At 64.6% G+C, this 14,333-nt stretch carries 12 protein-coding genes; 8 read left to right on the forward strand and 4 right to left on the reverse strand.

Features of this window, described 5'->3' with window-relative positions; genetic code table 11:
* Positions 1-178: 178 nt before the first annotated feature.
* On the reverse strand, positions 179-1,441 hold the full coding sequence (locus tag K288_RS0134005) for a hypothetical protein (RefSeq protein ID WP_027583561.1): 1,263 nt from the start codon (positions 1,439-1,441) through the stop codon (positions 179-181).
* A 175-nt stretch (positions 1,442-1,616) separates the two neighbouring features.
* On the opposite strand from K288_RS0134005, the gene K288_RS0134010 reads away from it, so the two are divergent.
* A complete protein-coding gene (locus K288_RS0134010; RefSeq protein ID WP_027583562.1) occupies positions 1,617-2,840 on the forward strand; it encodes an MFS transporter in 1,224 nt (407 codons plus the stop codon).
* A 7-nt stretch (positions 2,841-2,847) separates the two neighbouring features.
* On the opposite strand, the gene K288_RS0134015 is transcribed toward K288_RS0134010, so the two are convergent.
* On the reverse strand, positions 2,848-3,054 hold the full coding sequence (locus tag K288_RS0134015; RefSeq protein WP_027583563.1) for a hypothetical protein: 207 nt from the start codon (positions 3,052-3,054) through the stop codon (positions 2,848-2,850).
* A gap of 169 nt (positions 3,055-3,223) precedes the next feature.
* Here K288_RS0134015 and K288_RS0134020 point away from each other — a divergent pair, with 169 nt between their 5' ends.
* The 3 genes from K288_RS0134020 (at position 3,224) to K288_RS0134035 (ending at position 6,133) form a co-directional block, all read left to right on the forward strand.
* A complete protein-coding gene (locus K288_RS0134020) occupies positions 3,224-3,418 on the forward strand; it encodes a hypothetical protein (RefSeq protein ID WP_027583564.1) in 195 nt (64 codons plus the stop codon).
* A gap of 142 nt (positions 3,419-3,560) precedes the next feature.
* Entirely contained in the window at positions 3,561-5,279 is a 1,719-nt protein-coding gene (locus K288_RS0134025; protein ID WP_027583565.1) for an amidohydrolase family protein, read from the forward strand.
* 656 nt (positions 5,280-5,935) lie between these two features.
* Positions 5,936-6,133 carry a hypothetical protein gene (locus K288_RS0134035; protein ID WP_027583566.1) on the forward strand — a complete coding sequence of 66 codons (198 nt, stop codon included), beginning with the start codon at positions 5,936-5,938 and terminating at the stop codon, positions 6,131-6,133.
* Between the two features lie 499 nt (positions 6,134-6,632).
* Here the strand turns inward: K288_RS0134035 and K288_RS0134045 are convergent, their stop codons facing one another.
* The gene (locus tag K288_RS0134045) at positions 6,633-7,925 is read right to left on the reverse strand and encodes an MFS transporter (RefSeq protein WP_027583567.1); all 1,293 of its coding nucleotides are present in this window, start codon (positions 7,923-7,925) and stop codon (positions 6,633-6,635) included.
* A gap of 131 nt (positions 7,926-8,056) precedes the next feature.
* Between K288_RS0134045 and K288_RS0134050 the strand changes: the two genes are divergently transcribed.
* The 4 genes from K288_RS0134050 to K288_RS0134065 all read left to right on the forward strand — a co-directional run bounded on the left by K288_RS0134050 (position 8,057) and on the right by K288_RS0134065 (position 12,923).
* Entirely contained in the window at positions 8,057-8,731 is a 675-nt protein-coding gene (locus tag K288_RS0134050; RefSeq protein ID WP_043161444.1) for an ABC transporter ATP-binding protein, read from the forward strand.
* Complete coding sequence (locus K288_RS0134055) at positions 8,728-11,190, forward strand: ABC transporter permease (RefSeq protein WP_027583569.1); 2,463 nt, start codon at positions 8,728-8,730, stop codon at positions 11,188-11,190. The genes K288_RS0134050 and K288_RS0134055 overlap by 4 nt, the downstream gene beginning before the upstream one ends.
* Positions 11,191-11,352: 162 nt before the next feature.
* Positions 11,353-12,426, forward strand: a complete 1,074-nt coding sequence (locus K288_RS0134060; protein WP_027583570.1) for a lipocalin-like domain-containing protein — start codon at positions 11,353-11,355, stop codon at positions 12,424-12,426.
* A 107-nt stretch (positions 12,427-12,533) separates the two neighbouring features.
* Complete coding sequence (locus tag K288_RS0134065) at positions 12,534-12,923, forward strand: MAPEG family protein (protein WP_027583571.1); 390 nt, start codon at positions 12,534-12,536, stop codon at positions 12,921-12,923.
* A gap of 211 nt (positions 12,924-13,134) precedes the next feature.
* On the opposite strand, the gene K288_RS0134075 is transcribed toward K288_RS0134065, so the two are convergent.
* Positions 13,135-14,325 (reverse strand): ABC transporter substrate-binding protein, encoded by a 1,191-nt coding sequence (locus K288_RS0134075; protein ID WP_027583572.1) that lies wholly within the window; start codon positions 14,323-14,325, stop codon positions 13,135-13,137.
* Between the last annotated feature and the right edge of the window lie 8 nt (positions 14,326-14,333).

Consider the following 14,333-nt stretch of genomic DNA (forward strand, 5'->3'; position numbering starts at 1 on the left):
TCCGGGCTGTGCAGCGTCACCAGCCACGTCTTCTGACTGAGTTCGATCGCAACGAAAATTGTGCCATTATGGCCGGTGGTGGGCGTGTCTACGGTCGATGCTTGCATCTGACTCTCCGAGGGTTCGAGTGTGGAAACCCAAACCTATCGGAAAGGCCACGCTCACCGCCCCATGGAATCTACGGCGGCTGATGCAATCCCGCGAAATCCTCGCGCTCGATCTTGCGGATGCTCTTGAGATCGAGCAGATGAGCGCCGAAGCCGCCGCGGGCAACCGTTCTTGCCAGTTTCGGCGAGACCAGGGTCAGGCCGGCCGTCATCGCCAGCGGCACGGCGCTGAGCCAATCGAGCTGTACCGGCGTCAGCTCCTCGGTGCTGGCGTTGTATGGCCCTGAGGTCTTCAGGAGATCGCTGCACTCCACCAGAATGTCGCGCCTGGTGCCGCCGCGGGAGGCCTGGCCGAGCAGCGCCTGCATCGCCAAATGCGTCCGCACGCCGGTGCGGCTTTCAGGCAAGGGCTGTGGCGTCTCGCCGAGCGAAACGCGCAGCAGGAGATCGACCAGATCGGTGCCGGCGCGGAAGGCATTGAGCGGCTCCACCAGGCGCGGATTGCAGTCGATCAGGAGCGGCACGTGGCTGTCGATCGGCATCACGTAATCGACCGACATCGCGCCGTGCCAGGCCAGCGTTGCTCCGATCGCCGCCAGATCGGCGCGCACCTCCGGACGGCTGACGCTTTCCTTGATCGCCTCGCCGCCGCCGACGCCGGGCGCGATCTGCCGATAGGCGTGGAAGCCGACCAGTTTCCCAAAGCAAAACACCGACTGCGCCTTCTCCGTGGTGCCGGTGACGAGATCCTGCACCAGCAGCTCGTCGGCGAAGGTGTCCGTGGCGCCGAGCTCGTACAGCGCGATGTTGAAATCGGCTTCGTCGCGCACGAACCAGATGCCGCGGCTTGCGGTCCCGACCGAGGTCTTGATGACGGACGGAAAGCGGATGGCGTCGCGTAGCTCGCTCTCCGAGGTCACGATCCGCGTTGGCGGCTGCGGCAGGCCCAACTGGTCGAGCAAGCGGCTGAAGCCGGCCTTGCTGTGCACCATGCGGTAGCTGTCGAACCGCGGCAGCGCCACGCCGACGCGGCCCTTCAGCCGCGCCTCGGCGCGCGCGAACAGAAAACCTTGTTCATGGGTCGGCAGCAGCACGTCGAACGGCGCCTCCAGCAGCCGCTCGACAAAACCGAGGAATCCCTCGGGATCGTAGCGCAACCCCGGGCAGCGGTGGAATTTGCGCACAAAGCGTGAATAGCGCGACAGGCACCAGGGCGAGGGATCGCAGACCTCGACATGGTGGCCGGCAAGGCCGAGGATCGTGATCGCCTCGCGCGCCGATGTGCTCGCCCCCTCGGGGATCAGGACGCGCAGCTTTCTCGCCGGATCGGTCATGCCAGATCATTGCTGCAACGCGAGTGGCTTGTCTTGCCGCTTTAATGCCGCATGTCGCTCGGTCGCGGTTCGCCGGGTCAGCCATGCAGCGGCCTTCATGGACAAATAACGCTCAGCCGATATTTTCGCGGCACGCCCTGCCGGGCATCGCATTTTGATGAGGCTTCCCACCGATATGGCTGATGTTCTTGCCGCACCGCAGCAATTGAGATCCGACAGCGCGGTGCGCACGCTGACGGGGATTTCGATCGCGCATTGGGTCAGCCATTTCCATCTCTTCGTGCTGCCGATGCTGTTCCCGTTCCTGAAAGAACGGCTCGGCGTCGGCTATATCGAGCTCGGCTTCGCGCTGACGGTATTTGCGCTGGTCTCCGGCCTGACACAGGCGCCGATCGGCTATCTCGCCGACCATATCGGCGCGCGAAAAATCCTCCTGATCGGCCTTTGCGTGGGCGGCTTTGCCCTGATCGGGCTCGGCACGCATTTGAGCTATCCCGCGCTGATCGCCTGCGCGATTGCGCTCGGGCTCGCCAACAGCGTCTATCACCCCGCCGATTATGCGATCCTGTCGGCGCATATGGACGAGGCGCGGATGGGCCGCGCGTTCTCGATCCACACCTTTGCCGGCTTCCTCGGCGGCGCGGTGGCGCCCGCGATCATGGCGGCGCTGGTGGCCTGGATCGGCGGTCTCGGCGCGCTGATGGTCGCAGGCGCCGTCGGCCCGCTGGTGGCGCTCTTGCTCGTCGTCATGGGCATTCCGGACGCCGGCGCCGCGAAGGACAGGCCCGAGGGCACTGAGAAGGTGCAAGTGAGTGTGATGACGCCGGCGATCATGGTGCTGACCGTGTTCTTCACGCTGCTCAGCCTGTCGAATGCCGGAATCGGCAATTTCGGCGTGGTGGCGCTGATGGGCGGCTATGGAGTGTCGTTCTCCTCGGCCAATATCGCGCTGACCGCGTTCCTTGGCGCCAGTGCCGTCGGCGTGCTGGCCGGCGGCTATCTGGCTGACCGCACCCATCGCCACGGCCAGGTCGCGGCGGCCTGCTTTGCGGTCAATGCGGCGATCGTGGTCGTGATCGCGCTGGTCACCCTGCCCTCACCGGTGCTGACCGCGGCGATGGGCCTGGCCGGTTTCCTCGGCGGCGTGATCGCACCCTCGCGTGACATGCTGGTGCGCAACGCGGCGCCTCCCGGTGCCGCCGGCCGCGCCTTCGGCATCGTCTCCACCGGCTTCAACTTCGGCGGCATCGTCAGCCCGCTGCTGTTCGGCTGGATCATGGACCACAACCTGCCGCATTGGGTGTTCGGCGCCTCCGCCGTCTTCATGGTGCTGACGGTGCTGCTCGCGCTCGTCACCGATCGCAAGCCGCAGGTATCGGACGCGCGCGCCGCGGCCTGACGACCTATCAGGTGTCCTCGCGAGCGATTGCTTCGAAACGATCCGCGCAATCGCTCAGGCCGACATAACAGGCGACGCCGAGATAGATGGTCTGAAGCGCGCGAGCGCTCCGGTCTCGACGTGTCGGCACGCGCGCGGCGCCGGTAACGCTATCGCCGGCCTCGGCAGGCGACGTGGAAAGTGCGCACTCATTGCCTTTGATGGTCGCGGTCACGAGAAATCTCCGCAGTGATTTCAGTAGAATCTGCGGGGGGCCCGTTACGGTCCGATCACTATCTCGAACTAAATGCTTACAGTTGTAACCGACCGCTGCGTCTGGCAGAAATGTGAGCCAACGCGGCCTGATGCGATCCTGAGCTGGCAACAGAAGAGGAGACATCTCGATGCAGGAATACGATCTCTACATTAATCCGCAAAAGCCGACGGTCGGCCTCTATGTGCGCAGAGGGGCTGGGCTTCCCGACCTGGCCGATCCGAAGCAATGGGCATTTGACGGCACGGCGGCACAGGCCGAACTGCCGCCGGACCTTGTGAAACGGATCGAAGCCAATGGTCACGCATTCCGCGACATGGACTAGGCGTTAGACGATAGCCCAGGAGGCGCGATTTTCGGGGTTGCCGGGCCATAGCGCATTGCTGAGCCCCATCCCCAACCGGTTGACAGCATCGAGGGACGATCCATGATGCGGGGCAACAAACAACAAATCGGGATGAAGCGCCATGACCTCAGCGCCTGACATCGTGATCCGCGGCGGCACCATTGCGGACGGCAGCGGCGGCGACCTCTACGAAGCCGATGTGGCAATCGTGGGCGGCAAGATCACCGAGATCGGCAAGGTTTCAGGCAAAGGCAAGGAGGAGATCGACGCACGCGGCAAGCTGGTGGCGCCGGGCTTCGTCGATGTTCACACGCATTACGACGGCCAGGTGACCTGGAGCCAGGACATCACGCCCTCCTCGCAGAACGGCGTCACCACCGCGATCATGGGCAATTGCGGCGTCGGCTTTGCACCCTGCCGGCCGAGCGATCACACAAGGCTGATCCAGCTCATGGAAGGCGTCGAGGACATTCCCGAGCCGGTCTTGAGCGCCGGCATTCCCTGGGCATGGGAGAGTTTTCCGGACTACATGGACTGGCTGTCGAAGCGCAGCTTCGACGTCGACATCGGCGCGCAACTGCCGCATGCGGCGCTGCGTGTCTATGTGATGGGCGAACGCGGCGCGCGCCGCGATCCGTCCACGGTGGAGGACAACGAGCAGATGGCGCGACTTGCCGGAGACGCGGTTCGCGCCGGCGCGCTTGGCTTCTCCACCTCGCGCACCCTCAACCACCGCACCTCGACCGGCGACTTCACGCCGACCTTGAAGGCGGGCGAGGACGAATTGACCGCGATCGCCGGCGCGATGCATGGCGTCGGCCGCAGCGTGCTGCAATTCGTGCTCGATGCCTCCACTGCCGACGAAGACCTGCCGATGATGCTGCGGGTGGCGCAGAACACCAGGTGCCCGATCTCGTTCTCGCTCGCGCAGAACGACAAGTCGCCGCGGCGCTGGCGCCAGACGCTCGACACCATCAGCGAGGCCACAAGCCGCGGGCTGTCGATCACCGCGCAGATCGCCGCGCGCCCGGTCGGGCTGTTGCTCGGGCTGGAGCTGTCGCGCAACCCGTTCCAGACCCATCCGAGCTACAAGGCGATCGCGCATCTGCCGCTCGCCGAGCGCGTCGCGCGGTTGCGCCAGCCCGAGGTGCGCGCCGCGCTCCTCGCCGAGAGTGCGAGCGACACCGACGATCCGCTGTTCTTCCGGCCCAACTACGACAAGATGTACCTGCTCGGAAATCCGCCCGATTACGAGCAGCCGCCGGAGAACACGCTGGGCGCGCAGGCGCGCCGGCTCGGCAAGCGCCCGGAAGAACTCGCCTATGATGCGATGCTGACCGACGAGGGCCGCGGCATGCTCTACGTGCCGTTCCTCAACTATTCCGACGGCAATCTCGATGCGACGCGCGAGATGCTGCTGGACCCGAACGCGGTGCCGGGCCTCTCCGACGGCGGCGCGCATTGCGGCATCATCTGCGATGCGTCCTTCCCGACCTATCTCCTGACGCACTGGACGCGCGACCGCACCCGCGGCGAGAAGCTCTCGATCCCCTTCGTGATCGCGGTGCAATCGCGCAAGACGGCGCTCTCGGTCGGCCTCGCCGATCGCGGCCTGATCGCACCGGGCTACAAGGCCGACGTCAACGTGATCGATTACGACCGGCTGCATCTGCACCCGCCGAAGGTGCATTACGATCTCCCCGTCGGCGGCCGCCGTCTCCTGCAGCAGGTCGACGGCTACGATGCGACGATCATCTCCGGCGTCGTGACCCAGCGCGGCGGTGCGGCCACGGGCGCAAGACCCGGCCGGCTCATTCGCGGCACGCAGGCGATGCACTGACGCGTAGCCGTAGGTTGGGCAAAACGCAGCGTGCCCACCATCAAGCATCTCGCCCGGAATGGTGGGCACGCTGCGCTTTGCCCACCCTACGAGGACTACAAGGACATTTGCGCACAGCGTTAGCGCAGGCAAACGGTCTAGTGCAGCGTGCGCCGATGCGGTGGAGCGATGTTAGATCGCTCATAGACGTATTGCAGCTCGGCTTCGAGGCGCTCGTTGATCAGGAGGAGTGCCCGTAAAGCTCCGTGAAGGTCACCGCGGCATTCCTCGATCAGTCTGTCTATCAAGTCGTTTATCGGCATCGTTGGCTCCCACGGCGTCGGGGCTCCATCAACCGCGCCTAGTGGGCGAAACTTACCTCCAATCCACAGCCCCTTCGCTGGGGCGCAAGCCTGAGGCGTTTACCGCGACGCGATGCGGAAACTGTTGGGTGTCTGTGTGACATGCGGACAACATCCAAGCAGAAAACCGGGCCAGGCTGGATGAACACTGGAAGTATTCCCCGCTGTTCACAGGACGCAAGCCGAAAGTCAGGTGTTTTTTCAGCGCGACGGGTGCTGCGATGAACCGGTTAAACAAGCGGCCCCGTGTTGCAGTTTTGCAACCGCGCTTCTGCTCCGGAACGATAGTCTTATCATTTTCCTCGGGGGAGGCACATGTTTGACGTTTATTTAAACGAAAGACGTGATCTGCTCGTCGTTAATAAAGGACTGCCCATACCCGTTGTCGCCTTGGGGCGATGGCGCAAGTCCAAGAAAAAAGTTCTCAAAGTCAGTGACGAGATCAAGTCGGCGGTTCAGAGGCAAGGCTATTACGTGCGCAAGCTGAGGGACCTACCGATCAAGACGGAATAGCGCCGAAGAGGCCGTCCATACCGGCTGCCGAGATGTGCAATGTCTACTCGATCACAACAAACCAAGAAGCGATCCGGCATCGTGATGCGCGGTGAGGACAAGGAAGATCGGGTAGCGGGCTAGAGCGCGATGACTTTTCTTCGAATCGTCATCCCGCTCTTGCTCTTTTGTTTGAGCATGATCTCCGCGCAAACGCTTCGCGTTTGTCGCGAGGGAAAACCGGGATCGCAGCGAAGATGAACGGAAATCGTTATTACGGGGTTCGGGTCGAAGGAGCGAAGTACGGCGTGAGCTTTGGCAGCGCCCTTGCTATCGCAATATCCTATACGACGAACCATTCAATACTTTGGGCAATCATCCACGGCATTTTGGGCTGGCTGTACGTCATCTACTTTGCGCTCTTTCGATCTTAGCCTGATTGGCGAAGGGATGACGATACGGGACGCGGCGTCCCACAGACGGAGTCGCCGGCCGATCCTCCTTCTGCGCCGCGCATGAACTAAGTCGGCGATACCGCACTCTTCAGTTCGCTCGCGGGCGCGCCTGCGCCGCGCAGCCTCGCGCGCTCGGTGTTGGGCCAGAGCAGCAGCAGGCCGAGCAAGCCGGACGTGATCATGATCGCGGCGTTGATGGTGAAGCCGGTCATGTAGCCGTCGAACAGACCGGCCGAATGCTGGATCACGCTGCCCATGACGGCAGGCGCCACGATGCCGGCGAGCGTGTAGAGCGCGCCGTAGATCGAGATCACGGCGCCGCGCTGCGACACCGGGGTGAACTCGCCGATCATCGGTGCGCAGACCACGTAGATCGACCCGCAGAGGCCGGAGCCGAACACGAGCAGCGCGATCGTCAGTCCGCCCGGCGCGACGTGGGGCATGATGGCCATGATCGTGCCGCCGACGATCAGCGGCGCCGAGCCGAGCACGCCGCGCGCGCCGCGGGTGGTGAAACCGCGCGCCAGCATCAATTGCGAAATCCAGCCCGTGAGCATCACGACGACGGCGCCGAACACCCATGGCAGGATCGAAATGAATCCGGCCTGGTGCTGCGTGAAGCCCAGTCCCTTGACGATGAAGGGCGTGAACCAGGTGAGCCCGAGCGAGAGCGCCCAGTACGCGCCGAAGGTGGCGGCAACGCAGCCGACGAAGGTCCGCGACGTCAAAAGCCGGGAATAGGGAATGCGCGGCTCGCTGGCCGCCGTCGCCGCGCTCTCCACTAGCGGGCCTTCCTCGCCGAAGATCATCCACGCCGCAACCCACATCAGCCCGACGATCCCGAGCGCGCCGAATGCATAGTGCCAGTCGTGATTGACGATGATCCAGTTCAGCGCGGGCACCGCCAGGATCACGCCGAACGCCGAGCCTTGCGACAGGATCGCAATCGGAAGGGTTCGCTTCTCGTCGGGGAACCATTTGAAGATGGCATGCGCCGCCACCGATGCCGCAGGCCCCTCGCCCGCGCCGAGGATGATGCGGCAGATCAGGAGCGTGGTGAAGCCGATGGTGCCGACCATCGGGAACTGCGCCAGCGCCCAGATCAGCGCCAGCACCAGCAGCACCCAGCGCGTCTCGACGCGGTTGACGATGAAGCCGACCACGATGGCGGAGATCGAGAACAGGAAGAAGAAGGAGGAGCCGAGCAGGCCGAACTGCTCCGGATCGAGCTTCAATTCGGTCATGATCGGCACACCGGCGAGGCCGACCACGATCTTGTCCGCAAAGTTCACCAGCATGAACAGGAACAGGAGAAAGGTGATCTTCCAGGCGCCTTTCGGCGTCGGCTGCGCGGTCATGCTTGGTTCTCCCCGTCGTTCTCTCGTTTGCTCGGCTCTGCCGGCCGGCCCTGATGGATGCTAGCCTTGGGTTTCCTGACTAGGCAACCGTGGATTTTGACCTGCCGGCCCTGCCGTGGCATCGACAGCGCATGGCAAGTGGAAAACGCCCCGTGCTCAACGTCATCGGCCTGAAGAAGAGCTACCGTTCGGCCGGCGAGGACATTGCAGTGCTGCGCGGCGTCAACCTTGCGGTCGCCGCCGGCGAAAGCGTGGCGCTGACCGGGGAATCCGGCAGCGGCAAGAGCACGCTGTTGCACCTGATCGCCGGGCTCGACGCCGCCGATGAAGGCGAGATCATCCTCGACGGCGTCAGCCTCTCCGAACTCGGCGACGCAGGCCGTGCGGCGCTGCGTCGCGACCGGCTGGGGCTGGTATTCCAGCAATTCAACCTGATCCCGAGCCTGACGGTTTCGGACAATCTTACCTTCCAGTCGCGGATCGCCGGACGGCATGATCCGAAATGGCACGACGAGCTGGTGCAGCGGCTTGGGCTGGCGCGCCTGTTGAAGCGATATCCGGAGCAATTGTCCGGCGGCCAGCAGCAGCGGGTGGCGATCGGCCGCGCGCTGGCGCCAAAGCCGCTGCTATTGCTCGCCGACGAGCCGACCGGCAATCTCGACGAAGAGACCGCGGACGAGGTGCTGGCGCTGGCGCGCGACCTGGTGGCGCGGACCGGTTGCGGCTTCCTGATGGTGACGCACAGCGCGCGCCTCGCAGCATTGCTCGACCGCCGGGTCAACCTGCATGCGGGGGTGATCGCATGAGGCGCGCGCTATGGACACTGGCGGTGCTGCTGAGCCACTGGCGCCGGCATCCGATGCAGCTTGCGACGCTGCTGATCGGATTGATCTCAGCGACCGCGCTGTGGAGCGGCGTGCAGGCGCTGAACCAGCAGGCGCGCACCGCCTATGATCGCGCGGCGGCGACCTTCGGCGGCACCCGCACCGCGATGCTCATCAGCCGCGACAATGCCGGTTTTCCGCAACAGCTCTTTGTCGATCTGCGGCGCGCCGGCTGGCCGGTCTCCCCCGTGGTCGAGGGACGGGTGCAGATCGGCGGACGATCGTTCCGGCTGCTCGGCATCGAGCCGGTGACGCTGCCCGGCGAAGTCAGCACGGCGCCCGTGATCGGCCGGACCGATCTGCAGTCCTTCGTCACGCCGCCCGGCGAAATGCTGGTGGCGCCGGAGACGCTGGCAGACCTCGGCCTCAAGGAGGGCGAGCGGCCATCATCGAATGGCGGCGTGCTGCTGCCGCCACTCCGCGTGCAGGCGCAGCTCGTGCCCGGCGTGCTCGTGGTCGATATCGGGATTGCGCAGCAGATCCTGAAGATGCCGGACCAGATCTCGCGATTGCTGATCGGCAAATCCAGCGCCAGGCGCGCGCCGCTCGAAAGCATCGCAGGTGACAGGCTGCGCCTGGTCGAACCCAATGCGGAAACCGATCTCGAGCGTCTCACCGACAGCTTCCACCTCAACCTGACCGCGTTCGGGCTGTTGTCGTTCTTCGTCGGCCTGTTCATCGTCAACTCCGCGATCGGACTTGCCTTCGAGCAGCGGCTGCCGATGCTGCGCACCTTGCGCGCCTGCGGCGTGTCGGCACGGATGCTGAACAGCGTGCAAGTGGCCGAGCTGGTATCGCTCGCGCTGGTCGCGGGCCTGGTGGGACTGGTGTGCGGCTATTTCATCGCTGCGGCGCTGCTGCCTGATGTCGCCGCCTCCTTGCGCGGGCTCTATGGCGCGCAGATCCCGGGACAATTGACATTGAAGGGCGAGTGGTGGCTCGCCGGCATCGCGATCAGCATCCTCGGCGCGCTGGCGGCGGCCGCCGCGAGCCTTGCCAAGGCGATCCGCATGCCGGTGCTGGCCTCGGCGCAGCCGCAGGCATGGCAACAGGCGCAGCGGCGCTGGCTGGTGTTCCAGAGCGCTGCGGCACTTGCCGCCTTTACCGCGGCCGGCGGCTTTCTCTGGTTCGGCGATTCCCTGCTCTCGGGCTTTGCCGTGCTCGCTGCGCTGATGCTCGGAGCGGCGCTGATCCTGCCGATGATCCTGGAGATCGCGCTCGCGCTCGGCCAGCGCAGCGCCGGGCGGCCGGTCAGCGTCTGGTTCTGGGCTGACAGCCGCCAGCAGCTCTCGGGATTGTCGCTGGCGCTGATGGCGCTGTTGCTTGCGCTCGCGGTCAATGTCGGCGTCGGCACCATGGTGGAAAGTTTCAGCCGCACCTTCCTTGTTTGGCTCGACGGACGGCTCACCGCCGATGTCTATGTCAATGCGGCCAGCGATGCGCAGGCGACCGAGATCAAGGCCTGGTTGCGCGGGCGGAGCGAGGTTCAGGCCATCCTGCCCGGCGGCCGCGCGGATGTGCAGCTTGCGGGCATGCCGATCGAGGTGCTCGGCCTGCCCGATCAGGCCACTTTTCGCGACAACTGGCCGCTCCTGGAATCGAGAACAAATGGATGGGACCGCCTGCGCGGCGGCGACACCTGCTTTGCCAGCGAGCAATTGTCGCGTCGGCTGAAACTCGCGATCGGCGACCGGATCGAGCTGCCCGCGCCCGGCGGCAACTGGCCGGTCGAGATCGTCGGCATCTATGCAGACTATGGCAATCCGAAGGGCCAGGTCGCGGTGAACTTTGCAGCGCTGGCACGGCATTTTCCGGAAGTACCGCAGACACGGTTCGGGCTGCGCGTCGCGCCGCCCGACGTGCCCGCGCTGATCGCCGAACTGCAGCAGAAGTTTGGCCTCGATGACCGCAGCGTCGCCGACCAGGCGACGGTGAAGGCGGACTCGAAACGCATCTTCGACCGGACGTTCTCGGTCACGTCAGCGCTGAACGCCTTCACGCTTGGCGTCGCCGGCGTCGCGCTGCTCACGAGCCTCCTGACGCTGGCCAATTCCCGGCTGCCGCAGCTTGCGCCGCTATGGGCGATCGGGCTGACGCGCAGGAGGCTCGCGAGGATCGAACTGTTGAAGACGATGGCGGTGGCGCTGATCACCTCGCTGTTCGCGTTGCCGCTCGGCCTTCTGGTGGCGTGGTGCCTGCTTGCGGTCGTGAACGTGAAGGCGTTTGGCTGGCGGTTGCCGTTCCAGGTGTTCCCGTTGCAACTGGTGGAGCTGCTCGGCGTTGCCCTGGCAGCCGCGCTGCTGGCTGCGCTATTGCCTGTGATCCGGCTGGCGCGGATGCAGCCGGCGAGCCTGATACGGATCTTTGTCAATGAGCGTTAGAGCGCGATGAGATCGGGTCGAATTGCATCGGCGATCGCTGCTGGGCTCCCTCTCCCGCTTGCGGGGGAGGGCTGGGGTGGGGGTGTCTCCACGATGGGACGGTCCGTGTGGAGAGAGCCCTCACCCGGCGCTTCGCGCCGACCTCTCCCGCAAGCGGGAGAGGTGAAGATATCGCGCCGCGCGTTCGTCGGTGGCGCGCTTGCAGTTGGCCTTGCGGGCCAAGCGCGTGCGCAGGGTTTCGCGGGACTTAGCGAGACCGCTGATGGTTTCGCGCCTGTCGTGCCTGGCAAGAATTTCGTCTTTCCCCTCGATCACGGCCCGCATCCGGAATTCCGCATCGAATGGTGGTATCTGACCGCGAACCTCGTCGATGCGGCCGGCGCCGCCCATGGCGTGCAGTGGACACTGTTCCGGCTGGCAATGCGCGCGGGCGCGCAGCTTGAAGGCTGGGCCAACCAGCAGGTCTGGATGGCACATGCCGCGGTCACACGCGCCGACACGCACCGCTATTCCGAGATATTTGCGCGCGGCGGCGTCGGGCAGGCCGGCGTCGAGACGAATCCGTTTGTCGCCTGGATCGATGCCTGGGAGATGCGCGGGCTCGACGGATTCAATGCCGACAAGGTGACGCCGCTGAAACTCAGCGCGACGGGCGCCGATTTCAGCTACGAGCTCCGCCTCGATGCCGACCGGCCGCTGGTGCTGCAGGGCGACCGCGGCTACAGCAAAAAGTCCGATCGCGGACAGGCGTCGTATTACTACAGCCAGCCCTTCTTCAAGGCGGCCGGCCGCATCGTCATCGACGACAAGGCTGTTGAGGTTACCGGGCAGGCCTGGATGGACCGCGAATGGAGCAGCCAGCCCCTGGCCTCTGACCAAACCGGCTGGGACTGGTTCTCGCTGCATCTGCCAAACGACGAGAAGCTGATGCTTTACCGATTGCGCCAGAAGGACGGCCGCAGCAACCTGTTCGGCAACTGGATCGAGCCGGACGGCCGTTCCAGCGAGATCGCTTCAAGCGATAACAACATCACGCCCACCGCATTCACCGATATCGGCGAGCGCAAGGTGCCGACGGCGTGGCGTGTCGAAATCCCTGCGCGCGGGGTAAAAATCGAAACCAAGCCGCTCAATGCGCGAAGCTGGATGGGAACGGGCTTTTCCTACTGGGAAGGCCCGATCAGCTTTGCCGGCAGCCACGCCGGCGTCGGCTATCTCGAACTGACCGGCTATTGAGCGGCGTCTTCCAGACGAGAGCATGATCCGCAACGAGATCATGCTCAAAACAAAAACGAGATCAGATCCGATTTCTCCAGTCGGATCATGATCGAGGGAGGCTCTCCATGTATCACGATACGGCCATCGTCACCTGCCTTGCGATCGCGTTCTACTTCTTCACCTCGGCGGCCGTCGCGCGGGCGCGTTACACCTTCGGCGTCAAGCTGCCGGCGATCTCAGGGCAGCCTGATTTCGAGCGCATCTTCCGGGTGCAGATGAACACGCTGGAATGGATGCCGATCTTCCTGCCCTCGCTGTGGCTGTTCGCCATCTATATCAGCGATGCGATCGCGGCGGCGCTGGGCGTGGTCTGGATCATCGGCCGCATCGTCTATTTCATCGGCTATCGCCAAGCCGTCGAAAAGCGCGGCCCCGGCTTCGGCATCCAGGCGCTGGCGTGCATCGTGCTGTGGTGCGGAGCATTGGGGGCGCCGGTGTGGAAGATCATTCACTGAATTGGCGTGACCAGCGCCAATGGCGCCTCAAACTCCGCCGTCGTCCCGGGCTTGCGCGCCTCGGCGAAGCCCTGGCGTAGCGGGGACCCATAGTCACAGGCCGTCGTGATGTGCTCCGCTGCAACCGCTTGCTCGCGCCGCAACATATCACGGTGGTGATGGGTCCCCGCTTTCGCGGGGACGGCACCGGTGATTGATTCGCGAGACGAAATCACTTCGTCAGCGGGCAGCCGCTTTCCTTGGCGGTGAAGAAGGCCTTGTCGCCGGGCACTACGGCGAGCTGCTTGTAGTAGTCCCACGGCTTCTTCGATTCCGAGGGCTTCTTGACCTCGAACAGATAGAGGTCGTGCACCATGCGGCCGTTCTCCAGCACCTTGCCCTTTGCGAAGGCGTCGTCGACAGGCAGCTCCTTCAGCTTCTTCGCCACCGCATCGCTATCCTTGGTTCCGGCGGCCTTCACGGCCTTCAGATAGGAGAGCGTGGCCGAATAGGTGCCGGCGTGGATCATGCTCGGCATGTGGCCGGTGCGCTTGATGAAGCGTTCGCTGAAGGCGCGCGAGGCATCGTCGTGGTCCCAGTAAAAGCCTTCGGTGAGCACAAGACCCTGCGCGGCCTCCAAGCCGAGCCCGTGCACCTCGGACAGCGTCATCAGGAGGCCGGCGAGCTTTTGTCCGCTCTTGACGATGCCGAACTCGGCCGCCTGCTTGATCGAGTTGGTGGTGTCGAGGCCGGCATTGGCGAGGCCCACGATCTTCGCCTTGGAGCTCTGCGCCTGCAGCAGGAACGACGAGAAGTCCGACGAGTTCAGGGGAACGCGGACCGAGCCCAGCACCTTGCCGCCCTTCTCCTTGACAATATCGCTGGTGTCCTTTTCCAGCGCGTAGCCGAAGGCGTAGTCGGCGGTCAGGAAGAACCAGCTGTCGCCGCCTGCCTGCACCAGCGCGCCGCCAGTGCCCACAGCCAGCGCGCGGGTGTCATAGGCCCAGTGGAAGCCATAGGGCGTGCAGGCGTCGCCTGTGATGCGCGAGGTCGCAGCGCCGACCACGATGTCGATTTTCTTCTTTTCCTTGGAAAGCTCCTGGATCGCTAGCGCCACCGAGGAGGTGGTGAGTTCGGTGATCATGTCGACGCCTTCGGCGTCATACCAGCGGCGCGCGATCGCAGCGGCGAGATCCGGCTTGTTCTGGTGATCGGCGGTGACGAGCTCGATCTTGTGTCCCAGCACCTCGCCGCCGAAATCCTCGATCGCCATCCGCGCGGCTTCGAGCGAGTACTTGCCGCCGTAATCGGCGTAGACGCCGGACTGGTCGTTCAGGATGCCGATCTTGACGCCCTGCGCAAAGCCCGGAGTTGACAGCAAAAGGCCGCCAACAGCGACGGCGGCGAGCAATCCCGATTTCATAAATGGTC

The sequence above is a fragment of the Bradyrhizobium sp. Ai1a-2 genome, from assembly GCF_000426245.1.
In the GTDB taxonomy this organism is placed as follows: domain Bacteria; phylum Pseudomonadota; class Alphaproteobacteria; order Rhizobiales; family Xanthobacteraceae; genus Bradyrhizobium.